Raw genomic sequence first — 23,966 nt, forward strand, 5'->3', positions numbered from 1 at the left:
AGTACCCGGCACTCGCCCGTCGGCGGGCGCCTCGAACACCGGGTTGGCCGGACCGGCCCGGCAGCTCGCAGGAAGGCGTAGAGCAATGTGATATGCATCACATTATTTGGTGCTATCTTGCGCCGGACGCAGACTACCGCCCCGGCAGTTACACGGTTGCCGCCGGCCGTCTCGAAGCGGGGGATCATTCGGCAAGGGACTGCATGACCAGGCACGGGAGTGCCGGATGTCATGACGCAGGGCACGGGATCACCAGCGTTCCGGTATTACGCCTTCATCAGCTACAGCCACCAGGACAAGGCCTGGGCCGACTGGCTGCACAAGGCGCTGGAAACCTATCGCATACCGAAACGGCTGGTCGGCCAGGCCACCACCGCCGGCACCATTCCCGCACGCCTCACGCCGATCTTCCGTGACCGCGACGAACTGGCCACAGCGCACGATCTCGGCCGCAAGGTCAATGAAGCGCTGACGCAATCGGCCAACCTGATCGTGATCTGCTCGCCGCACTCGGCCGCCTCGCACTGGGTCAACGAGGAAGTGCTGGCGTGGAAGCGCATCGGCCGGGATGAGCGCATCTTCTGCCTGATCGTGGATGGTGAGCCCAACGCCAGCGACCTGCCCGGGCGCGCAGTGGAAGAATGTTTTGCGCCGGCACTGCGTTTCCAGCTCGACGCCGCTGGGCAGCCGACCCGTGAACGCACCGAGCCGATCGCGGCCGACGCGCGCGCCGGCAAGGACGGCAGGAACAACGCCAAGCTGAAACTGATCGCCGGCCTGCTCGATGTCGGTTTCGACGCGCTCAAGCAGCGCGAGCTGCAACGACGCACCCGGCGCATGACGGCGGTGGCGGCGCTGGCGGTGATCGTGATGGCGGTGACCACCACGCTGGCGATTTTCGCCATCGTTTCGCGCCACGCCGCGGTGGAAGCCAGCCAGGCCGCCCAGCGCCGGCAGAAACAGGCCGAAGCCCTGGTCGGATTCATGCTCGGCGATCTGAACGACAAGCTGGCGCAGGCATCCCGCCTGGACATCATGCAGAGCGTCGACGACAAGGCGATGGCCTACTTCCAGTCGCTGCCGGCCACGGATGTCACCGACGAGGCCCTGGAACAGCGCGCCAAGGCACTGGAGAAGATCGGCAGCGTGCGTCTGGATCAAGGCAACCTGTCCGGTGCGATGGAGTCGTATCGGGCGGCCCTGCAGCTGTCCAGACACCTCGCCGAGGCAGCGCCCGGCGACGCGGCGCGGCAAGTTGCCTGTGCCCGGTCGTGGTCCTTCGTCGGCATGACCGACTGGTATCAGGGCAAGCTCGACGCCGCCTGGCGGGATTTCGAATCCGCGCGGAATATCCTGCGGCGGGCGCGGGCGCGTGCCGGCAATGACCTGTCACTGAAATTCGAGCTGCAGTCCGTCTACAACAATATGGGGCATGTGCTGGAAGCGCGCGGACAACCGGCTGCCGCGGCCAGCGCGTATCGCAACGTACTGGCGTTGGCACGTGAGCTGGTCGCGGCCAACCCCGACAAGACCGACTGGGCATCCGCACTGGGCGACGCGCACAACAATCTCGGCAAGCTGGCCTTGCAGCGCGGCGATCTGGTCGAGGCAGTCGCCGAGTATCGTGCCGATGACGCGATCGAAACCCGACTTGCCGCCGCCGACCCCAGGAACAATGACCAGCGCGAAAACATGCTGCGCGTGCGCGCCATCCTGGGGCGCACGCTGGCGCTGACCGGCGATGTCGAAGCCGGCATCCGCGACCTCCAGCAAGCGGTCGACATCGCTGCCCAGCTGATCGCGATCGCGCCGACGCAAACCAGCTTTCAGGAAAAGTCCGCGGTCTATCTCGTGCAATTGAGCCGCCTGAAGCGTCTGCACGGGGATTTGCCGGCGGCACAAACGCTGACTGTGCGAGCGCTGGCCACCCTGTCTGCGCTGACTCGCCAAGAGCCGGCCAACGTTACATGGCAGCAGATTGATGCCGAGGCCCGCAGCGAGCAGGCCGCGCAATCACTGGCCAGCGGGCAAGCCGCGACGGCGCGGGCGCAGGCGCAGGGCGCCATGAACATCCTGCAACCACTGTTCGCCAAGCAGCCGGATGACCACAGCCTGTTGCTGGATACGCTGACCGCGAACCTGCTGCTCGCCGATGCCAGCAGCGACGCGCCGGCGGCGCGGCAACTGCGGGAGGAGGCATGGAAAGCGACACAATCCGCGAAGGGCGGCAAGGATGACCCGCGCCTGCTCGCCTTGCAGGTAGAGGTGCTGCTTGGCCTGCAGAAGCAGACCGAAGCAAAGCCGTTGATCGAGCGCCTCTGGAACGCCGGCTATCGCGATCCGGCCCTGCTCGCGATCCTGCGGCGCGCCCAGGTGGACTACCCGGCAAACCCCGCATTCGCGACGCGCATCGCGCAGATCATGCAAACCGACGCCAGCGCTCCCGCGCCCACCACGCACGCTGCGCCTACGCCGGACCCAAGGCCCTGAATCAAGGCGCTGCGGCCCGCCTCCCCCGCCGCCCACGATCCATGCTAAGGAGTACATCATGCCCAACGTAACACTCCAGGTCACGTTGAAAGACGGCAGCCTCGACGTCAACCAGTCGGGAAATGGAAACCAGATCGCCCACGGCCAATCGGTGACGATCACCTGGCATCTGAGCGGCCCGGGCGTGAACCCAGGGTCATTCAATGCGATCGACAACTCAAACCACCCCGGGTTTTCCTGGATTCAACCGCCACCATCGGGCGTGTTCGGCCAAGCGCAACTCGCGGACAACGGTGACAAGATCACGATCACCGATGCCAACAACAGCACCAGCTCGAGCGGCGAATGGGTCTACCAACTGTGCGCAACAATCAATGGCACCCCGTACTCGACCATAGCCACGCTTCCCACCGGCACCACGACAAACCCGACAATCAAGAACCTCTAACGGCACCATGCGGGCACCTCGGCGCGGGAAGCAGTAGAGAGGGGAACAAGCAGAGCGTCGACCCGAACGGCAGCATCACACTCAATCAAGCCCGGAGACCACCATGTCCAACAACAACAAAGACAATCAGAATCCGCCGGCCGAGCCGCAGCCAGGCGATCCGAACCAGGGGAGCAACCGCGACCCCGATCAGGAGCCGGAGCTGGAACAGCTCGGGCAGTTTTCGCCAAATACGACGATCAACCCGAAAATCAAGAACACCTGACGCCTACCAATTGCCTCGCATGGAACAGCGACCTCGCCTCCTCGCACCCGCCAGCGTACCCCTGGTCATCGGTGTGACCAGCCACCGCAACATTCCCGCGCGCGAAGTCGACCTTGTCCGGCGACGCGTGCGGGAATTCTTCGCGCAATTGCAGCACGACTTCCCGACCCTTCCGCTGGTGGTGCTGTCGGCACTGGCCGAAGGCGGCGATCAACTGGTGGCCGAGGAAGCCCTGGCGATCGACGCGCAACTGATCGCACCGCTGCCGCTGCCGCGCGAGCTTTATGTCGAGGACTTCCACTACCCGGCCACCCGCGCCACGTTCGATGCGCTGTGCGCCCGCGCCCAGGTGATCGACCTGCCCCTGCTGCCGGACAGTACGCACCTCAACATCGGCAGTCACGGACCACAGCGCGACCGCCAGTACGGGCAGGCCGGCGTATTCATCGCCCGCCACTGCCACCTGCTGCTGGCGATCTGGGACGGCAAGCATTCGGATCGACTCGGCGGCACCGCCCAGGTGGCGCATTATTTTCTCAGCGGAGCGATGCCGGGATTGATCGAACGCCGCCGCGGCGGACGCCGGCATCTGCTCGGCAGCGGCGACGAGCGGCTGGTCTGCCAGATCGTCTGTTCCCGTGATGACGCCGACGGCGCACCGTTGTCACCACTGCAACCGGGCCAGCTGCTGTGGCGCACGCAGACCGAGCTGTCGCCGGTCGACGCACCCATGCCGGAGGCCTTCCACCAGACCTTCGCCCACATGGCCGAGTTCGATGGCGACTGCGTGAAGTACCACGCCGATATCGAAAACAGCGGCGCCGCCGACAAGGCAGCGCCTGGCGACGACACCACGCTGGCGCGACCGGAGGCGACGTTGTTCCGCGCCGCCGACTGGCTGGCGGTGCATTTCCGTCGCCGCGTCCTGCTGGCGATGCGGGTCATCTACACATTGGCGGCCGTGATGGGTATCGCCTTCACGATCTACGACAACCTGCCCGACCAAGACGATTTCATCTACGTGTTCCTGCTGCTGTTCGCCGGCGGCGTCTGGCTGAGCACGCTCGCCAGGCGGCGCGGCTGGCATCGCAAGTACCTGGACTATCGCGCGCTGGCCGAGGGCCTGCGGGTGCAGGGCTACTGGCGCCGTGCCGGCATCTCGCTGACCGGCGACCCCGAGTTCGCGCAGGACAGTTTCATGCAGAAGCAGGACATCGAGCTGGGCTGGACGCGCAACGTGATGCGCAGCGCGGGGCTCGGCTACCCACTCGACCCGCCACAGCATCCGGAGCAGGAGTTGGACGCCGTCATCCGTGAATGGGTCGGCGACGCCGCGCATGGCGGCCAGGTGGATTACTTCCGCAGCAAGGCCGTGCAGCGCACCCGGCAGCACCACATCACCGAGACGCTCGGCTTCGCCAGCCTGTTCGCCGGCATCGGCATCAGCATCGTGCTGGCGGCGCTGGCCCACCAGCTGTCGGCGAACGCGAAAAACATCCTGGTGGTGATCATGGGCATCCTGTCGATCGTCGCCGCCGTGCGCGAGGCCTATGCATTCAAGAAGGCCGACAAGGAGCTGATCAAGCAGTATCGCTTCATGCAGCGCATCTTCGACGAGGCGCGCATGGCGCTCGCCCGGACCGGCGACCCGACCGAACAACGCGAGATCCTGCGCGCACTCGGCGAAGCCGCGCTGGCCGAACATGCCGAGTGGGCGCTGATGCACCGCCAGCGACCGCTGGAGCACGGCAAGATGTAGGGCATGCAGCCATGCCGTTGACCACCATCCCGGCAACCGCCCGCGCACCGCGCAATACAACGCCAGCAACCCGGCGACCTCGCCGCGCACACCCGGGCGAGCGCGTCCGCACCGATATCAGACAACCGCTCTCCCGCGCGCTGCCGCACTGGCTCGCCCGCTACATCGACTTGCCCGACATTGCCGCCCATGGCTTCGGCGCCTCCCAATACCTCGACGTCTCCCGGGGCCACATTGCCTGGAGAGCGCTACACACGCTGAAGCAGAAGTCCAAGCCGGTGCACTCAGTTTCTACAGATGAGCCGCATACAGGCATCGCAACATTTGTGTTGATGTAAACATATATGTTGCTATAGTGGTGCGACAGAACCAGGGACGGACATGAAATACAGCGAATTCATGCGGTGGCTGAAGAGACAAGACGTCAAGTTCGAGCCCGGCAATGGCAGCCACCAAATGCTGAGATACAACGGGAAAACCTCCGTCTTCCCATCACATGGCTCCAAGGAAATGAAAGAGCCGATACGCAAGAAGATCCTGAAGGATCTCGGCCTGTAAGGCCAACGGCCATGACTCACGGTACCTCGCCATCCGCCCACAAGCCCTCGATCGTCGCAGGATTTACATCATGAAATACCCCGTCAAACTCCAACACCTCGGCGACGATGAAATCATGGTCACCTGCCCCGACCTGCCCGCCATGACATCGGTGGGCATCGGCGAAGATGATGCTCTGCGGCAAGCTGTCGACGGCATATCAAGCGCCCTGCAAATCCTCATCGACGACCGCCAAGCCATCCCGGAACCGAGCGCCGCCAAGCGCGGCATGAAACTGGTCGAACTGCCACCACTGGCCGTGGCCAAGATCGGCCTTTACCAGGCCATGCTTCAGCACGGCATCCGCAAATCCGAACTGGGCCGCCGCCTGCAGGTGCATCTGCCGCAAATCGACCGGCTGATCGATCTGCGCCACAAGTCGAAACTGGACCAGGTGCAGGCCGCGCTGGAGGCTGTCGGCTATCGCCTGGAGATCAAGGTGATGGCGGCATAGACGGCTACCCAAGGCCGCATCGACAGCCATACGCTTCTCACCCAACTCACCTGCGAGCATAAAAACCTCACCCCCGCCGCGCCGGCAAAAACCGGCTGTTGCGCAGCAGCCCCGCCGAGAGCAGCGACACCAGCACGCCGACTGGAAAGATCTCCGCGAAGGTCATCGGCAGGCGGTACATCGGGTTCGCGTACTGCGCCTTGAACGCCGCCATGTCGGCGCTCAGTTTCTCCAGCGCCTCGGCGCTTGCGCCTTTCGCCTGCTCGCTCGCGATGATCGCGTTCGCATAGGAGGTGGCGAAATCCATGTGCGTCATCGCCTGCACCGCTTCCCACGCGGCCACATAGAAGATCCCGGCGATGAAGCTGACGCCCAGGCCGACACCGAGCGCCGGCCAGAAGCCGATCACCCCGCCCCGGTCCACGTCGCGGTGCCGCTTGATCCCCACGAACACCGCGCTCAGTGCGATCAGCATCGTCGTGTAGCCGATCAGCATGCCGTATTTCAGCGGCGGCATCCCGGAGAACGCGGTGAAGGTGATGAGCTCGAAGCCGCCGACGACCAGGCCCGCGATCACGCCGTATTTCAGGATGGTGCGCAACATGGTGCTACTCCTTGAATGATGGATTGAGCGGCCAGTAACCGCTATCCGGCGCCGCCCTGCAATCGCCCGAAAGGGTGATTTCGACATGTTCACCCGAACAAGCCCGCGTCAGCGCACGATCCCCAGCTCGCGCGCCCGGCGGATCGCCTCGGTGCGCCGCCTTGCACCCAGCTTGTCGAACAGTCGCGCCACGTGCGTCTTGACGGTGTTCGGCGACACGTGGAGGTGCGCGGCGATCTCCTTGTTGGAGTGGCCGGCGGCCAGCTCGTGCAGCACCTCCAGCTCACGCTCGCTCAGCCCCAGCGCCGCCTTCGCCTTCGGGTTGCCGTCGAAGACGATCGGTGTCGACGCCGCGAAAACCCGCACGCCCAGCACGATGCCGAGCACCAGGAAGCCGACCGCGACCAGGAACAGGTAGACGTCACCGGAATGCATCCGCGCCAGTCGCTGGTAGTCGAGCCACTGCAGGGCCAGCGTCCCCGCCGCCAGCAGCGCCCCGTAGCCGACCACCCGCTTCCACATCCGCACACATCCCCTCGCCTCGTACGAGGTCATCTTACGGGGAGTGGCCGGGGACGGCCATGGCTTTGAGGAACGAGGACGGGGCATGCCGGCGATGGGCTGGACATGCTTGACGGCGCTTCGACTCCGCCCGCTGCGCGAGCTACGCTCAGCGTGAACGGCTGGGGGCTGGCGAACCCCCGGAACGACACCACCGACCACTACCCCAACAAACGCTCGCACACCGTCTGATACACCTCCGGCAGCTTCTCCAACTCCCCCACCTCCACGCACTCATCCACCTTGTGGATCGTCGCGTTGACCGGGCCGATCTCGACCACTTCGGTGCCCATCGGCGCGATGAAGCGGCCATCGGAGGTGCCGCCGCCGGTGCTTTGTTCGGGGTCGATGCCGCACAGGTCGCGGCAGACAGCCACCACAGTTTCGCGCAGCAGGCCACCGGGCGGGGTGAGGAAGGGTTCGCCGGACAGATTCCAGCCCAGGGTGAAGTCCAGGCCGTGGCGCTGCAGGATCGCTTCGGTGCGTGCGCGCAGGTCGTCGGCGCGGCTGGCCGTGCTGTAGCGGAAGTTGATCAGCGCAGCGAGGTCACCGGGGATCACGTTGCTGGCACCGGTGCCGGCGTTGAGGTTGGAGACCTGGAACGAAGTCGGCGGAAAGTCACTGTTGCCTTCGTCCCAGCGCTCGGCCGCCAGCTCGGTCAATGCCGGCGCGAAGGCGTGGATCGGGTTCAGTGCCTTTTCCGGATACGCCACATGCCCCTGCACGCCGCGCACGCGAAGCGTGCCCGACAACGAGCCGCGCCGGCCGACGCGTATCAGGTCACCCAGCTTCTCCTTCGCCGACGGCTCGCCGACCACGCACCAGTCGATGCGTTCGCCAATGGCGCGGAAGTGCTCGACCACCTTGCGCACGCCGTCGAGATTGGTCGGGCCTTCCTCGTCGCTGGTCAGCAGCAGGCCGGCCCGGCCGCGGTGATCGGGATGCGCCGCCACGAACTGTTCCAGCGCCACCACCATCGCCGCCACCGAGCCCTTCATGTCGGCGGCACCGCGGCCGTATAGACGGCCATCGCGGATCGTCGGCTCGAACGGCGGGCTCTGCCATGAGGCTTCCGGCCCGCTGGGCACCACATCGGTATGGCCGAGAAAGGCCAGCGTCGGACCATCCGTACCATGCGTCGCCCACAGATTGTCGACCTCGCCATAGCGCAGGTGTTCGACGCGGAAGCCGGCACGCTCCAGCCGGCCGCCGATCACGGGCAGGCAGCCCGCGTCTTCCGGCGTTACCGAACGACGGCGGATCAGGTCACAGGCAAGTTCGAAGACGTCTGACATAGGTACCTGCGCGGGATGGCAGTTAATTCTTGGCGCAAAGGCCACGTTTCTCGTCATTCCTGCGAAGGCAGGAATCCAGTGACTCAGCCTTTCGTATGCTGCCAGAGGCACTGGATCCTCGCCTTCGCGAGGATGACGAGCTTGGACAGTGCATTCGTATCTGCGCGACACGGAAGGGGCGATGGCACAGCATAGCAAGCACGCCCTGCCCGTTTCTTCAGCCCATCAGCACCGTGCCCAGCAGATGGCCCACGCCATAGGTGATCGCGGCGGCGGCGGCCGTGATGGCGAGTTGCCGGGCGACCGAGAACAGCATGCTGCGCCCGGTGAACAGCGAGGTGCCGATACCGATCAACGCCAGCCCGGCGGCGGTGGAACACGCGCTGGCCAGCAAGGCGGCATGGCCGCCGAGGAAGAAGTACGGCGCCACCGGAAACAGCGCGCCGCAGGCGAACAGGCAGAACGACGAGATCGCCGCGCCATAGGCCGAGCCGCCGAGCTCGCCCGGATCGACCCCGAGATCCTCGCGCACCAGCATGTCCAGTGCCGCACGCGGGGTTTCGGCAATGTGCTCGGCCAGGTGCTCCGCGGCGGCCGGTTCCAGCCCCTTCTCGCGATAGATGCCGGCGATATGCCGCAGGCCGTCTTCCGGCGCCACGGCGAGGCGCTCGGCGCGTTCGGTGATCTGCGCCTGATAGAACTCGCGCGAACTGTTTACCGACAGCCACTCGCCCAGCGCCATCGAGCAGGCACCGGCGACCAGGCCGGCCAGACCGGCCAGCAGCACGGCGCGATCGCCCGACGCGGCGCCGGCCATGCCCATCACCAGGCTGACGTTGGAAACCAGCCCGTCGTTGGCGCCGAGCACGGCCGCCCGCAGCGTGTTGCCGCTTTGCGTCTGATGCCGGCGACCGTGCGCGCCAAGCTCGTGCGATGGAATGAAATGATCGCGGTGGCCGCTGCGATCCACCGGCGTGTCGTCGTGGTCGGCATGTTCCAGCCGCACCACCGTCGGCATCACGAATTCGGTGCCGAAGTGCCGTGCAAACCAGCTCAACGCACGTACGCGCGCACCGATGCGGATCGGCGGCACAACCTCGCCCAAGCCGCGCAGGCGCGTTTCCCAGAACTGTGCATTGCGCTGCTCGCCGGCCGCGATGCGTCGATAGACCTGACTCAGCCGCGGATCGGTCGCCAGCTCGGCCAGCCGTCCATACAACGCGGCGTTGTCGCGTTCGATGCGCAGGTTGCTGCGGAACCTGCGTGCCGGGTGATTGCCCATGTCGACGCCGGTCATGGCTGGTCGAGCTCGTTGTCGTGCTGGCCCAGATAGACCAGCGCGACGAGCAACACGACGACGAAACGGAAGGCACTTTCCAGGCCGTTCCACTGGCTGGACATCCACATGCCGAACCACTCGCCGCCGATCGCCATGAAGCCACCGAGCCACAACATCAGGCCGACGGTCAGTCCAGGCACGGCCATGCGCTTGGCACGATGAAACACCGTCGCCGACGCGCGGCGCGTGCGCCACATGCGCCAGGCACCGATCCAGCACAACAGCGCGGCCAGCGTTTCGGTGGCGATGATCAGCATGTAGGCGATGTGCTGCAGCAGCGGCGAATGGATTGCACGGTAGTGGATGCCGGCATCGGGGAAGATCGAATCCATCGCCAGCACGTGCTGCACGAACACCCGGTTGCTGCCGTAGTCGGTGATGTTGCCGAACGCGACCAGCGCCAGCCACAACGCGATCGTCGCCATCAGCAGGATCTTCGAAAGGCGCATCGGCATCTCAGCGCCCGAACAGCTTCTTGAAGCCGTTGTCGGTGAACCCCACGCTTACCGCACCGTCCGGTTGCACCACCACCGGACGACGAATGAGTGCGGGGTATTCCTTCAGCAGCAGCGTCCACTCCGGATCGCTGCCGGGGTTCTTGCGCTGCGGCAGCAGGTTGCGCCAGGTGGTGGACGACTTGTTGACCAGTTTTTCCCAGCCACCGAGCTGCGCCGCCCAGTCTTTCAGCGTCGCCGCCGGCACCGGGTTGGCGCGGTAGTCGATGAACTGATGCGGTACTTCGAAGCGGGCGAGCCAGTTGCGCGCTTTCCTGCAGGTGTCGCAGTCGGGAAGGCCGTAAAGAGTCGTCATGCCGGGTTTCCCCTTGTAGGAGCCCGCTCGCGGGCGATGATTTTGTACCGGGACTCGGGAAGAGCATCGCCCGCAAGCGGGCTCCTACACGGCGGCGCGCAAGAGGTCGTTGATGCTGGTCTTGCTGCGGGTTTTTTCGTCGACCTGCTTGACGATGATCGCGGCGTACAGGCTGTGGCTGCCGTCTTTCGCGGGCAGGCTGCCGGCCACCACCACGCTGCCGGCCGGCACGCGGCCGTAGCTGACCTCGCCAGTGGCGCGGTTGTAGATGCGGGTGGACTGGCCGAGGAACACGCCCATGCCGATCACGCTGCCCTTCTCCACCACCACGCCCTCGACCACTTCCGAGCGCGCGCCGATGAAGCAGTTGTCCTCGATGATGGTCGGGTTGGCCTGCAGCGGCTCCAGCACGCCGCCGATGCCGACGCCGCCGGACAGGTGCACATCCGCACCGATCTGCGCGCACGAACCGACCGTGGCCCACGTATCGACCATCGTGCCTGCACCCACGTAGGCGCCGATGTTGACGTAGCTCGGCATCAGCACCGCGTCCTTCGCGATATGCGCGCCGCGACGTACCAGTGCGCCGGGCACCACGCGCGCGCCTAGCTGCTGCAATTCCGCGTCGTTGCCGCGGGCGAAGCGCAGCGGCACCTTGTCGAACGCCTGCGCCGGGCCGCCATCGACCACGCGGTTGTCGTTGATGCGGAAGTACAGCAGCACCGCCTTCTTGATCCACTGGTTCACCGTCCAGCCACCATTGCTGTCCGGCTCGGCGACACGGCGCTCGCCGGATTCGAGCAGGTCGAGGACCTGGCCGATGGCCGGGCGCAGGTGGGTCTCGATCTCGGCCTGGGTCAGTGCGTTGCGGCGTTCGAAGGCGTCGTCGATCAGGGTTTCAATGGCTTGCATGAGGCTGGTTCACTGGTGGCAGTCGGTCGGAAAGCGGCAGCCCGGGGCTGATCGCGAAGAGTACATGTTGCGCGTGTCTGTACCGCCGGCGCGGTTCATCCATCTTTAACGCATGCCGGCAGTACATTGGTGGGACGTCCATTCTTCCACACCCAGCCAAGGAGCCGTAAATGAGCCAGATCAAGGTCGCCGTTCTCGTCGGAAGCCTGCGCATGGATTCGTTCAATCGCCGGCTCGCCCGCGCGGTGGAGAAGCTTGCCCCGGCGGAGTTCGCGTTCCGCCACATCCGGATCGACGATCTGCCGCTGTATTCGCAGGACTTCGACGCGGCCTACCCGGCCACCGCCACCCGGCTGAAGAAGGATATCGAGTCGGTCGACGCCTTGCTGTTCGCCACGCCCGAGTACAACCGCTCGATTCCCGGCGTGCTGAAGAACGCGATCGACATCGCCTCGCGCCCGTGGGGCACCAACTCGTTCGCCGGCAAGCCGGCGGGGGTGATCGGCACCTCGATCGGCTCGACCGGCACCTCGATGGCCCAGCAGCACCTGCGCAACGTGCTGGCCTACCTGGACGTACCCACCCTGCCCCAGCCGGAGGTGTTCATCCACTTCAAGGACGAGCTGATCGCCGACGACGGCAGCATCGCCAGCGATGGCACGCGGAAATTCCTGCAGGGGTTCGTCGACAGCTACGTGGCCTGGGTCCGCCGTTTCGTGCGCTGAGCCCGGCCGAGCCTCTGCCGCGTCGCCGCGATTCGCCTCGCGGGCGGCGCCGAAGGCTCCACCCGCTTGGCACCTGCGGAAGGGAAAGACGGCAGATCAGCGAGGCCGATGACGGCGCCAGCCGACCCTACGCCGCGCGTGGTTTTGTGCCGATAATTTGTGATAATGCGTTGATTATCCCGAACGTCGGTGCAGAGCCATGGCGCAATATAATCTGGAGTCCTTGCTGGCCCCGGTATCCGACGAATTGCCGGCCGGACCGGATCTCGAATACGACCCCGAGTTCCTCGCGCTCGAACGCGCTGCCGCGCCCAAGGCCGAGCGCGCCATCGGCGACACGGTCAAGGCTGCCGAGGAGCCGGACTGGGACAAGGTCGTCGAACTGTCCGAAGCCGTGCTGGGCCGATCCAAGGATCTGCGCGCCGCCGTTCACCTCACCGCCGGCTGGATGCGCACTTCCGGCATGCCCGGCTGGAGCGCCGGCCTCGGACTGATCCGCGGCCTGCTCGAACAGTTCTGGGACAACGTGCATCCGCAGCTGGATGCCGAGGACGACAACGATCCCACCATGCGCGTCAACGCGGTGGTACCGCTGAGTGACCTGCAAGGTGTCCTCGGTTATTTCCGCAGCACGCCATTCGTGCAGTCACCCCGGATGGGTCGCTTCAGCCTGCGCGACCTGCGCATCGCCAATGGCACGCTCAAGACAGGCACCTCCGACGACGGCCCGGAAGCGAGCCTGACGGACATGGAAGCCTGCTGCATGGACTGCGCCGAGGATGAGCTGGTCCAGACCACCGCGGCCATCCGCGAATCGCTGGAACACGCCAAGGCGATCGACGCGATCTTCACCGACCAGCTCGGCTCGGCCGGGCCGGATTTCAAGAACCTGCTCGGCGATATCCAGGAATTGAAGAAGTTCCTGGATCCGCAGCTGGCCCGACGCCTGCCGCCGGAAGCTGGCGCGGACGGAAACGCGGAAGGCGGCGATGAATCCGGCGGCGCGGTGACGGGTGCCGTGCGCGCTTCCGGGGCGATCGCCGGACCGCAGGACGTCATGCGTCGCCTTGACGAGGTCTGCGACTACTACACCCGCTGCGAACCCTCCAGCCCGGTGCCGCTGCTGTTGCGTCGCGCCCAGCGACTGGTCGGGATGGACTTCATGGACCTGCTCAAGGACCTGGCGCCAGGCGGCATCTCGGAACTGCGCGTGGTTTCAGGCACGCCCGACGACGAGTAGCCCGCTTGCCGCCGCGAAACCGGCGGCAAGCCTGCGGCTTGCTCAATAGACGCCCTTGCAGCTGCTGGTCGCGGGGCGCACCACGAGTTGATGCACCGAAGGATCCCAGCTCAGGGACAGCCCGCCCGGAAGCCCGGCGGTGATGCCGGCCGAGGCGATCTGGCTGATCGGTCCGACCGTGGCGGCATGTCCATCGCCGAACTTCACCGTCGCACTGATGCTGTAGCTGAGCGGATCGGAGCAACCGCTGACCTTGACGTAGGTGGCCACCGTGCCGTGGCCGACGCCGTCGGGCATGCTGCCGGTGACGGGCGGCATCGCCTGGCCCATCCCGCCACCCGGCGCAGGACAGGTCTCGCTCAGCGAATAGCTCACGGAGACCTTCGCCGCCGGTGCCACCTGCACCACGGCCGTCGTTTCCGGCTGGGTCGTGCAACCCACCAGGAACGCCTTGCGCTTGGGCACCACATGCAGCACGTAACTGCCGGGCTGGAGCTGGGCGCCATCCGGCAACTTCAACTCGATCCGGTTGGGCAGCACGCCGGTCACCAGCGGCTGCACGCTCTGCGGCTTGCCCTGCCCGTCGGTTGCGGTGACGACCGGGCTGGCACATTGCGCGTCGAACAGGTTCTCGCCGGTCAGCGCGAATGCCACCGGCTTGCCGTCATCATGCAGGACGAAGAGCGGCCGTCGATCCAGGGTTTCGACACCGTTGATCACCGGTTGCAGCTTGGACGCGCCCGAAGCCGCGGCCTCCAGCTCAAGGGTCTTCGCCAGCGCACCGGCCATCGCCGCCGTATCGTCACCGAGACAGCTCCTGCTTGCCTCGAGGAACGCCCGCGTGCGCTGCACCGCCGCCTCGGCGTGATAGGCATCGGCCTTGGCGTCGTTGCCCAGCGTATCGATCGGCTTGGCCACATCGCCGCCCAGTGACTTGCCCAGGCGATCGGCCATGCTGGCGAGACGCTGACTGATGGTCGCCACGTTCGATGCGGGCAGGTCCGCCGACCGCAATGCGAGGTCATGCTGCGCGGTTTGCAATTGCGTGATGATGATCGCGCCGGTCAATCTCGGCGCGATCTGGGGAGCGCTCTGCGGCGCGTCCTGTGCCGCGGCCAGGCCGACCGGAACCGGCGCGAGCAAGGCGAACGCAATGCCTGCGCCGAGTCGTCTGCCGATGGTCATCGCGGAGAGTTCGGCCACGCGAGAACCATGCCCACGCTGTCCGGATCCTGGCAGTCCGACTGGTCGGGCTGGTCGGGATCGCAACCATTCTGCTGATCCGCCGGCAGCCGCACGCCCGAAGGCACGATGCCGTAGGACCGGTAGTTCGCCGTGATCACGCTCGGGTCGATGTACGAATCGCCGTGGTTGCCGTTCTGCGCGCTGCCCGCGCCCGACGCGGTGGGCACGTTGATGGCGAAGCCGCCACCCAGCGGCAGCAGGTTGCCGCTGCTGTCCAATGCGTAGAAATAGGCCGGCGGCAGGCCGACGTTGGCGATCGACTGCAGGCCCGTGCCGATCACGTAGATCGGATTCGAGGCGGTACCCATGCGGCCGGTGGAGCCCCATACGCCGAGCCCGTCATAAACCTGTGCCGTGCCGAGCTGGAACAGGTCGCCGTTGGTCACCGACAGATAGAACGCAGACGTGCCGGCATTCACCGTGAACGCACTGCCACCTACCGAAGCCAACGTCAGCGTCTTGTCGTTGGTCATGCTGAAGCCGGCCAACGAGGTGAAGTTGCCCAGCGTGTCGACCATGTTGGCGTTGCGGCTGCTGGCGCTGCCGAGCACGGTCGCTCCCGCCGCCGTTCCGCTCAAGGTGCCTGCGGTGATGACACCGCCTGCGCCTTCGGTGATGGCACCGGCCGAGTTCAGCGTCGTGGCCGTTCCGCTGACCGCGCCGTTGATGGCCAGGCCGCCGGCGGTCGTCGTCAGCACCGTGCTGGCACCACCGTTGACCGGGCCGGTCACCGCCAGCGATTGCGCGTTGGTCAGCGCGAAGTTCGCCGCGCTGAAGCTGCCCAATGTGCCGATGTGGTTGGTGCCGTTGAGGCTCGTCGCACCCGCCGACTGGCCACTCAGGTTGCTCGCCGTGATGCTGCCGCCTGCCCCTTCGCTGATCGCACCCGCCGACTTCAGCGTCGTCGTTGCGCCGTTCACCGTACCGTTGATCGCCAGATCACCGGCGGTCGTCGTCAGTGCGGCGCTGCTGCCACCGTTGACCGGGCCGGTTACCGCCAGCGATTGCGCGTTGGTCAGCGCGAAGGCCGCTGCACTGAAACTGCCCAGTGTGCCGATGTGATTGGCGCTGTTGAGGCTCGTCGCACCCGCCGACTGGCCGCTCAGATTGCCCGCCGTGATGCTGCCGCCTGCCCCTTCGCTGATCGCACCCGCCGACTTCAGCGTCGTCGTGGTGCCGTTCACCGCACCGTTGATCGCCAGATCACCGGCGGTCGTCGTCAGTGCGGCGCTGCTGCCGCCGTTGATCGGGCCGGTTACCGCCAGCGATTGCGCGTTGGTCAGCGCGAAGGCCGCTGCACTGAAACTGCCCAGTGTGCCGATGTGATTGGCGCCGTTGAGGCTCGTCGCACCCGCCGACTGGCCGCTCAGGTTGCTCGCCGTGAGGCTGCCGCCCGCCCCTTCATTGATCGCACCGGCCGACTTCAGCGTCATCGTCGTGCCGTTCACCGCACCGTTGATCGCCAGATCACCGGCCGTGGTGGTCAGCGTGGTGCTGGCACCGCCGTTGATCGGGCCGCTCACCGCCAGCGTCTGCGCGTTGGTCAGCGCGAAGTTCGCCGCACTGAAGCTGCCCAGCGCACCGATGCGGTTGGCGCCGTTGAGACTCGTCGCACCCGCCGAATGGCCGCTCAGCGTGTCCGCGGTGATGACGCCTGCCACCCCTTCGCTGATCGCACCGGCCGAGTTGAGCGTGGTCGCCGTACCGTTCACGGCGCCGTTGATGATCAGGTCGCCGGCGGTCGTGGTCAGCGTCACCACCGGGCCACCGTTGAGCGGGCCCGCTACCGTCAGCGTCTGCGCATTGGTCAGGCTGAAGTCGGAAGTGAAGCTGCCGAGAGTGGTGATGAGGTTGGCGCCATTGAGGTCGGTACTGCCGACAGCCTGACCCGTCAATGTGCCGGCCGTGATGACCCCCGTGGCCGCCGCCTGGCTGATTGCTCCGCTGGAGGTCAGCGTCACCGTGCCAGTGCCCGCATTCAGCGCGCCGTCCAGCGCGAATGCGCCGCCGTTCAAGCTCAGCGCACCATTGTTGCTGTTCACTCTGCTGCCCGCGATCACGTCGATCGCGCCGCCCGAGCTCAGCGTCACGCCGCTGCCGGCCACGCTGCCGGTGGCCGCCAGCGTGAGGTTGTTACCTGCACCGGAAGTGGTGAGCGTGGTCGCGCCCGTACCGCCCGCGACGGCACCGTTCACTGCCAGCGCCTGCGCATTGGTCAGGCTGAAACCGTTCGAACTGAAGCTGCCGAGCGTGCCGATCAGGTTGGCGTCGTTCAGGCTGGCGCTTCCGGCCGCACTGCCGGTCAGCGTATTCGCCTTGATGACGCCGGCGGTCTGCGCGAGGTTGCGCCCGGCCTTCAGCGTCACCGTGTTGCCGGTGAGACCGCTCGCCAGCACGAGATCGGAGCCGGCACCGATGGTGGTCAGAGTGATGTTGCCCGCACCGCCATTCGCGGAGAGCGCCGTGTTGACCGCGAGGCTTTGCGCGTCGTTGAACGCGAAATCGCCGCCGGTGGTGAACGCGCCCAGCGTGCCGACCTTGTTCGCGCCCAGCAGGCTGGTGCTGCCGGTCGAGTGACCGGTCAACGTGCCCGCGGTGATGACGCCCGTCGCCGCCTGCGCGATCGCGCCGTTCGCAGCCAGCGTCGCCGTGCCGGTGCCCGCATTCAATGCGCCGTCCAGCGTGAACGCGCCGCCGGTCAAGCTCAGCGCGCCGTTGCTGCTGTTGACGCTGCTGCCCGCTGCCGCGTCGAGCGTGCCGCCCGAAGTCAACGTGACGCCGGTGCCGGTAATGTTGCCGGCGCTCGTCAACGTGAGGTTGTTACCTGCACCGGAAGTGGTGAGCGTGGTCGCGCCCGTCCCGCCCGCGACGGCGCCGTTCACTGCCAGCGCCTGCGCATCGACCAGGCTGAAACCGTTCGTGGCATTGAACGCGCCCAGCGTGCCGATCTTGTTCGCGCCCAGCAGGCTGGTGCTGCCGGTCGAGTGACCGGTCAACGTGCCCGCGGTGATCACGCCCGTGGCGGCCGCTTGCGCGATCGCACCCGTCGCGTTCAGCGTCGCCGTGCCGGTGCCCGCATTCAGCGCGCCGTCCAGCGTGAACGCACCGCCGTTCAAGCTCAGCGCACCATTGTTGCTGTTCACGCTGCTGCCCGCGATCGCGTCGATCGCGCCGCCCGAACTCAGCGTCACGCCGCTGCCGGCCACACTGCCGGTGGCCGCCAGCGTGAGGTTGTTACCGGCAGTCGTGGTGAGCGTGGTCGCGCCCGTCCCGCCCGCGACGGCGCCGTTCGCTGCCAGCGCCTGCGCATTGGTCAGGCTGAAACCGTTCGTGGCGTTGAACGCGCCCAGCGTGCCGACCTTGTTCGCGCCCAGCAGGCTGGTGCTGCCGGTCGAGTGACCGGTCAACGTGCCCGCGGTGATCACGCCCGTGGCGGCCGCTTGCGCGATCGCACCCGTCGCGTTCAGCGTCGCCGTGCCGGTGCCCGCATTCAGCGCGCCGTCCAGCGTGAACGCACCGCCGTTCAAGCTCAGCGCACCATTGTTGCTGTTCACGCTGCTGCCCGCGATCGCGTCGATCGCGCCGCCCGAACTCAGCGTCACGCCGCTGCCGGCCACACTGCCGGTGGCCGCCAGCGTGAGGTTGTTACCGGCAGTCGTGGTGAGCGTGGTCGCGCCCGTCCCGCCCGCGACGGCGCCGTTCACTGCCAGCGCCTGCGCATTGGTCAGGCTGAAACCGTTCGCGTTGAACGCGCCCAGGTTCGCGATCGCGTTGTCGCCGCCCAGCGTGGTGCCGCCCGCCGAGTTGCCGGTCAGCGTGCCGGCCGTGAGCACGCCAGCGGTCTGGTTGATCGAGCCGTTGCTGCTGTGGAGGCCGAGCGTAGTCGTTGCCGTGACATTACTGCCCAGGCTCAGTCCGCTGGTGCCGGTGAGGTAGACGTCGGCGCCGCTCATGGCGCTGGTGGTCGTCAGCGTGCCGCCGGAGGTCAAGGTCAGGTCGCTCGCGCCGGTATCGATGGCTGCGCCCGACAGGATGAGGTTGCCACCGGCGATCAGGCTCACTGCGCCGTTGGCGCCATTGGTCAGCGAAGCGATCGCCAGATCGCCCGCGGCCGTGATCGCGATACCGGTGCCGCTGGCCGTGACCGTGCCGCCGAAAACGTTGTTGTTGGTCAGGCTGATCGACTGGCCAACTGCAGTGAAGGTCGACGGTCCCGTCACCGTGAACACACCCGTGCCCTGGGCGATGCCGCCTGAGGTGGTCGTCACCGAAAGCCCGCCGCTGCCGATGTTCAAGGCATTCGCGCTGAAGGAGCCGCTATTGGTGATCAAGCTGGCCAGCGCGCCGTTGGCGCCGCCACCCAGGGCACTACCGAACGATACAAGGCCGTTGGCAGCGTTCACGGTCAGCGCTTCCTGCGTGGCGCCTGCGTTGTCCACCGCGCCGCCGAAGCTCACGTTGCCGTTGCTGGCCGTCAGCGTGCTGGCGCCACCCAGCAGCACCGCGCTGCGATAGGTCTGTGCGCCGCCGGTGGTCACGCTGCCGTTGAGCGTAATGCCGGCGCCGGCGGCCAGGTCCAGGGTGCCGCCCAGCGTCAGCGGCGAAGTCACGGCGATGCCCGCCTGGGTGTAATCCAGCACCAGGTTGGTCGGTGCGACCGTGAGGGTCGGGAACAGCGCGGCGGCATTGCTGTCGCTCAGGCTGAGGGTGCCGATGCTGCCGCCGCCGCTGGCGTTCACCGTGACCGTCTGGCCACCGAAATTGTTCGGCGTGGTGATCGTGTTCAACAGTATGTCGTGCTGGCCGCCGGTCACCGTGAAGCTGGAGGCGCCGCTCACGCCCAGTGCACCGGTTTCGGTGATGTCGCCCGCGGCCGTGGCGACCAGCGCGCCGCCGACCGTGCCTTGCCCGAGATTCACGCCGCCAACAAGGCTGGTCGCGGTCAGTGCGCCCGTACTCAGCGAGCCCAGCTTCAGTGCACCGCTGTTGGTGATCTGCGTGGTGCCGCCGGTGAGGCTCACCGCGCCGGTGAACGCGTTGGGTCCGTTCAACGTGATGGCACCGCTGCCGGCACCCACGCTGGTGGTGCTCGAGACTGTCAGGATGCCAGCCGTCTGGCTGATCGGTGTGTTCGCGCTGGCCAGCTGCAGCGTATTGCTTGCCGTCACGCTGCCAGCCAGGGTGATGCCTCCGCTGCCGGTCAGCGACACGGTGCCGCCGCTCAGCGCGCCGCTCGTCGCCAGCGAGCCGCCGTTGGATACCAGCGTGAGCGCACCCGTCCCGGCATTGATCGCGCTGGCCGGCAGCGTCAGCGTGCCGCCGGCAGTCAGGTTCACGTTGCCGTTGCCGTTGTCGGTCACGCCGGCGACGTCGAGGTTGTTCTTGTCGAATATCGACACGCCGGTGCCGGTCGCCGTCACCGCACCGGTGAAGTCGTTGTTGCCGTTGGTCAGCGCGAGCGCGCCGCCACCGGCACTGAAGAACGACGTGCCGGTGACGGTAAAGGCGCCACCGCCCTGTCCGATGCCGCCGCCGGTCGTCGTCACCGACAGGCCACCACTGCCGATGTTCAGCGCGTTCGCACTGAACGTCTTGCTGTTGGTGGTCAGGCCCGACAGCGCGCCGTTGCTGCCGCCACCCACCGCTCCAGCGAACGATACGAGGCCGTTGGCGGCGTTCACGGTCAGTGCTTCCGCCGTCGCGCCAGCATTGTCCACCGTGCTGCCAAAGCCTACGTTGCCGTTGGTGGCCTGCAGCGCGATGCCGCTGCCCAGCAGCACGGCGCCGTTGTAGGTCTGCGCACCCGTCGTCGTGACGCTGCCGTTCAGCAGGCTCGTACCGCTGACCGTCAGCGCACTCAGACCGCTCGCCGTGCCCAGCGTCGTGTTGCCGGTAATCGTCAGGCTGTTGCCGGCACCCGTCACGCCGCCGGCCAGGCTCACGTTCGTTCCGGCCAGGGTGTCGTTGCCACCCAGCGTCACCGCACCGGTGTAGGTCTGCGTACCCGTCGTGGTGACACTGCCGTTCAGCAGGCTCGTACCGCTGACCGTCAGCGCACTCAGACCGCTCGCCGTGCCCAGCGTCGTGTTGCCGGTAATCGTCAGGCTGTTGTTGGCACCCGTCACGCCGCCAGCCAGGCTCACCGTCGTTCCGGCCAGGGTGTCGTTGCCACCCAGCGTCACCGCACCGGTGTAGGTCTGCGTACCCGTCGTGGTGACACTGCCGTTCAGCAGGCTCGTACCGCTGACCGTCAGCGCACTCAGACCGCTCGCCGTGCCCAGCGTCGTGTTGCCGGTAATCGTCAGGCTGTTGTTGGCACCCGTCACGCCGCCGGCCAGGCTCACGTTCGTTCCAGCCAGGGTGTCGTTGCCACCCAGCGTCACCGCACCGGTGTAGGTCTGCGTACCCGTCGTTGTGACATTGCCGTTTAGCAGGCTCGTACCGCTGACCGTCAGCGCACTCAGGCCGTTCGCCGTGCCCAGCGTCGTGTTGCCGGTAATCGTCAGGCTGTTGCCGGCACCCGTCACGCCGCCAGCCAGGCTCACCGTCGTTCCGGCCAGGGTGTCGTTGCCACCCAGCGTCACGGCATTGTTGTAGGTCTGTGCACCCGTGGTATGGACATTGCCAACCAGCGTCGTGCCGCCACCTGCATTCGTGGTCAGGCTGGTCAGTGGTGTCGCGGCGCCCACCGTACCACCGAAGCTGGCTGCGCCACCGGTGCCGGCGGTCAGGATCAGATTGCTGGCGCCATCCAGCGTGCCGAGAAAACCGATGTTCGCGCCGGCCGCCACGGTACTGGCACCGGTGGTGTCGATGGTGATGGATGGAACACCCAGGCTGACAGTTCCACCGGCGCCGCCCAAGCTGATCGCACTGCCACTGGTGGTGATGTTGCCGTCCAGGGCAAGCGTATTGTTGTAGTTGCTTAGCGTGAACGCGCCGCTGCCGACATTCACCGTGCCCAAGGCCAACGCATGGCCGCCGTTGTTCAAGTTGACCGCACTTGCACCGCTGTTGCTCAGGCTCACCACACCACTGAAGTTATTGCCCACATTGCCTAGCGCGATCGGGCCGGCGCCGGCGTTGAACGTGGCCATACCTGCGCTCGCTGCCTGCGTGATCGCGCCGGTCTGGGTGATGCCCTTGCCGTTCACTGTCAGCGTGCCGGTACCGACCGCCGAAATGCCCAGGCTCAGTGCGTTGGTGCCGTTGTTGAGCGTGACGTTGTTCGCGCCACTGTTGTTGAGACTCACCGCGCCGGTGAAGTTATTACTTGTGTTGTCCAGCGTGATGACACCCGCGCCTGCGTTGAAAGTTGCCGCTCCTGCCGCAATGCTGCCCGCACTGCCTTCCGCGATCCCGGTGGCATTCACGGTCAGCGTGCCGCCGCCGGTGTTTATGCTGCCGATGTTCGCGCCATTGCCGATACTGACCGCACCACCGCCGGTGCCGGTTTCGATATCCACATTGCCACCGCTGGTGGTGATAGCGGCGCTGGCCGTGTTGCCCACGGTCACTACGCACGATAAGACGCATGATGCATTGCTGCTGTAGGTCGTTCCGGCCGCAGCACCACCGTAATTTGCCCACAGGTTCACCTGGAGCGCATTGGTGCCATCGCTTGAAATACCTGCATTCAGGAAAATGCTGCCTGCCGCTTCCAGATAGAGTGCGTTATTGGCGCCTGAGGTCGCGCTGATCGGCGCGTTGACGGTGATGTCGCCGTTGGACGTGCCCGTACTGCCGGTGAAGACAAAGACGTTGGTACCGGTCAGCGCGCCATTGATAGCGCTGGCATTGATGCTTGAATCAGCGGTAGCCGTAAAGGGTGATGTCAGCGTACCGCCTGACGTCACGATGCTGACGTTCCATGGGTCGAGCAACCACGTGCCTGCATTACCACTCGGTGCTGAAGCATCCACTTGGCCTTGTACATTCAGGCCGTTGTGTGCCGAGGTTTCGACTTGACCACCATTACCGCCGATCACACCTCCGCGAGCACTGATATTGCCGAAGAAATTGTTGCCGTTGTTTCCCCAAACCACCACCGAGCCGCCGTTGCCGGACTGTGTGGCATCGGCATTCAATTTCGCTTCGGATCCCACATAGGTGACCGCTGCGGTCTGCAAGCCTTCGCCACCCTGCCAACCACCACCGACACGGATGTTGCCGCCACCGTGGGTGCCGGACGCATCGATGCTGCCGGTAATGCCCACGTTCTGATCGGACAGCAATTGCGCCGTACCGCCATGCACGCCGGACACGTCGATGCTGCCGCTGTTCTCGACGTTGCCGCCGTTGCCGACCAGCCGCACCACGCCACCGTCGGTGCTGATGCCGCTGGCATCGATCACGCCGGAGTTGTTGACCAGGCTGGTGAACAGGTCCCTGGCCGCCGAGGCCTGCAGCACCACGGTGCCGCCGTCGGCCTGCAGCGTGCCCTTGTTGGTGACCGCTGCTTCCCTGGCGTCCAGGCGCTGCTTCAGCTCGCCGGTGATCTGGATGTTGATCAGGCCATTGCCGTCGAAGTCGAGCACGGCATGGTCGGCGCCGTCGAGATTGATCGTGCCGTAGTTCGCCAGGATCAGCCCGTCGTTGAGCACGCTGCCGCCGATCAGGCTGATCGAGCCGCCGCTGGATGCCTGGATCAGGCCGTGGTTGACTATCCCGGCGCCGCCGCCCACCACGTTGAGGTTGTAGTTGCCGGCGAGGAAATCCTTCGGGGTGAGATCCAGCGTGCTCGCCATCAGGCCGCCGACGTTCATCTGCGCGGTGGCGCCGAAGATGATGCCGTGCGTGTTGATCAGGAATACCTGGCCGTTGGAATTGATCTTGCCGAAGATCTGGCTGGGGTTCTGGTCGAGGATCCGGTTCAAGGCCACCGCCGAACGCGAAGGCTGGTTGAACAGCACCGATTCGTTGGACTTGAGGTTGAACGTGTCCCAGTTCAGCGCCAGCCGCTGCGAGATCTGGTTGATGACCGTTTGGTTGCCGCTCTGCGCGATGTTGCCCGAGCCGCCGACCACCACGCCACCGGTGGGGCCGCCGGCCAGCGCCTCTCCGCTGAAGGCGATCGAACCGATGGCAAGCCCGACGCACAGGCTGATCGGCCAGGTCTTGCGCAGGGGCAGGCTGCCGGAAGGCAACCGCGCCGCCTGGAACCTGGATGCGCCGTTGCGCGATTCACGCCGGGGAGTGCTGGTGTGCTTGCTCATGGTCATC

The 23,966-nt window shown here is 66.2% G+C and carries 18 protein-coding genes; 9 read left to right on the top strand and 9 right to left on the bottom strand.

The genetic code is table 11. From position 1 onward, the window contains the following. Positions 1–231 precede the first annotated feature (231 nt). The 7 genes from B0E47_RS15825 to B0E47_RS15850 all read left to right on the top strand — a co-directional run bounded on the left by B0E47_RS15825 (position 232) and on the right by B0E47_RS15850 (position 6,013). Positions 232–2,490 carry a toll/interleukin-1 receptor domain-containing protein gene (locus tag B0E47_RS15825; RefSeq protein WP_077515213.1) on the top strand — a complete coding sequence of 753 codons (2,259 nt, stop codon included), beginning with the start codon at positions 232–234 and terminating at the stop codon, positions 2,488–2,490. A gap of 58 nt (positions 2,491–2,548) precedes the next feature. Then, on the top strand, positions 2,549–2,938 hold the full coding sequence (locus tag B0E47_RS15830; protein WP_077515214.1) for a hypothetical protein: 390 nt from the start codon (positions 2,549–2,551) through the stop codon (positions 2,936–2,938). A gap of 103 nt (positions 2,939–3,041) precedes the next feature. Next, positions 3,042–3,203, top strand: coding sequence for a hypothetical protein (locus B0E47_RS17085; RefSeq protein WP_168171088.1), 162 nt, complete (start codon positions 3,042–3,044; stop codon positions 3,201–3,203). A gap of 19 nt (positions 3,204–3,222) precedes the next feature. Next, complete coding sequence (locus tag B0E47_RS15835) at positions 3,223–4,962, top strand: hypothetical protein (protein ID WP_077515215.1); 1,740 nt, start codon at positions 3,223–3,225, stop codon at positions 4,960–4,962. A gap of 11 nt (positions 4,963–4,973) precedes the next feature. Next, entirely contained in the window at positions 4,974–5,300 is a 327-nt protein-coding gene (locus tag B0E47_RS15840) for a hypothetical protein (RefSeq protein WP_077515216.1), read from the top strand. Between the two features lie 43 nt (positions 5,301–5,343). Beyond that, on the top strand, positions 5,344–5,520 hold the full coding sequence (locus tag B0E47_RS15845) for a type II toxin-antitoxin system HicA family toxin (RefSeq protein WP_077515217.1): 177 nt from the start codon (positions 5,344–5,346) through the stop codon (positions 5,518–5,520). Between the two features lie 70 nt (positions 5,521–5,590). Beyond that, a complete protein-coding gene (locus B0E47_RS15850; RefSeq protein ID WP_077515218.1) occupies positions 5,591–6,013 on the top strand; it encodes a type II toxin-antitoxin system HicB family antitoxin in 423 nt (140 codons plus the stop codon). Positions 6,014–6,080: 67 nt separating this feature from the next. Here B0E47_RS15850 and B0E47_RS15855 read toward each other — a convergent pair whose 3' ends face one another. From B0E47_RS15855 to dapD, 7 genes are all read right to left on the bottom strand, one after another. Continuing rightward, entirely contained in the window at positions 6,081–6,614 is a 534-nt protein-coding gene (locus B0E47_RS15855) for a DUF4199 domain-containing protein (protein WP_217318942.1), read from the bottom strand. A gap of 111 nt (positions 6,615–6,725) precedes the next feature. Continuing rightward, positions 6,726–7,139, bottom strand: coding sequence for a response regulator transcription factor (locus tag B0E47_RS17365; protein WP_077515220.1), 414 nt, complete (start codon positions 7,137–7,139; stop codon positions 6,726–6,728). Between the two features lie 200 nt (positions 7,140–7,339). Beyond that, entirely contained in the window at positions 7,340–8,473 is a 1,134-nt protein-coding gene (gene dapE / locus B0E47_RS15865) for a succinyl-diaminopimelate desuccinylase (protein WP_077515221.1), read from the bottom strand. A 217-nt stretch (positions 8,474–8,690) separates the two neighbouring features. Beyond that, positions 8,691–9,770, bottom strand: a complete 1,080-nt coding sequence (locus B0E47_RS15870; RefSeq protein WP_254422967.1) for a VIT1/CCC1 transporter family protein — start codon at positions 9,768–9,770, stop codon at positions 8,691–8,693. Continuing rightward, complete coding sequence (locus tag B0E47_RS15875; protein WP_254422968.1) at positions 9,767–10,261, bottom strand: DUF2165 domain-containing protein; 495 nt, start codon at positions 10,259–10,261, stop codon at positions 9,767–9,769. Before B0E47_RS15875 ends, B0E47_RS15870 begins: the two co-directional genes overlap by 4 nt. 7 nt (positions 10,262–10,268) lie before the next feature. Then, positions 10,269–10,622, bottom strand: coding sequence for a Spx/MgsR family RNA polymerase-binding regulatory protein (locus B0E47_RS15880; protein WP_077515223.1), 354 nt, complete (start codon positions 10,620–10,622; stop codon positions 10,269–10,271). Positions 10,623–10,706: 84 nt separating this feature from the next. Next, a complete protein-coding gene (gene dapD / locus B0E47_RS15885; protein ID WP_077515224.1) occupies positions 10,707–11,534 on the bottom strand; it encodes a 2,3,4,5-tetrahydropyridine-2,6-dicarboxylate N-succinyltransferase in 828 nt (275 codons plus the stop codon). 170 nt (positions 11,535–11,704) lie between these two features. Between dapD and B0E47_RS15890 the strand changes: the two genes are divergently transcribed. Together B0E47_RS15890 and tssA are read left to right on the top strand one after the other, a co-directional pair. Beyond that, positions 11,705–12,259, top strand: a complete 555-nt coding sequence (locus B0E47_RS15890; RefSeq protein ID WP_077515225.1) for an NAD(P)H-dependent oxidoreductase — start codon at positions 11,705–11,707, stop codon at positions 12,257–12,259. 199 nt (positions 12,260–12,458) lie between these two features. Continuing rightward, positions 12,459–13,499, top strand: coding sequence for a type VI secretion system protein TssA (gene tssA, locus B0E47_RS15895; RefSeq protein WP_077515226.1), 1,041 nt, complete (start codon positions 12,459–12,461; stop codon positions 13,497–13,499). Between the two features lie 42 nt (positions 13,500–13,541). Here tssA and B0E47_RS15900 read toward each other — a convergent pair whose 3' ends face one another. Next, the gene (locus B0E47_RS15900; RefSeq protein WP_077515227.1) at positions 13,542–14,702 is read right to left on the bottom strand and encodes a hypothetical protein; all 1,161 of its coding nucleotides are present in this window, start codon (positions 14,700–14,702) and stop codon (positions 13,542–13,544) included. After that, positions 14,681–23,959, bottom strand: a complete 9,279-nt coding sequence (locus B0E47_RS15905) for a filamentous hemagglutinin N-terminal domain-containing protein (protein WP_168171090.1) — start codon at positions 23,957–23,959, stop codon at positions 14,681–14,683. The genes B0E47_RS15900 and B0E47_RS15905 overlap by 22 nt, the downstream gene beginning before the upstream one ends. Positions 23,960–23,966 lie beyond the last annotated feature (7 nt).

Source organism: Rhodanobacter sp. B05, assembly GCF_002001085.1.
Taxonomy (GTDB): Bacteria; Pseudomonadota; Gammaproteobacteria; order Xanthomonadales; family Rhodanobacteraceae; genus Rhodanobacter.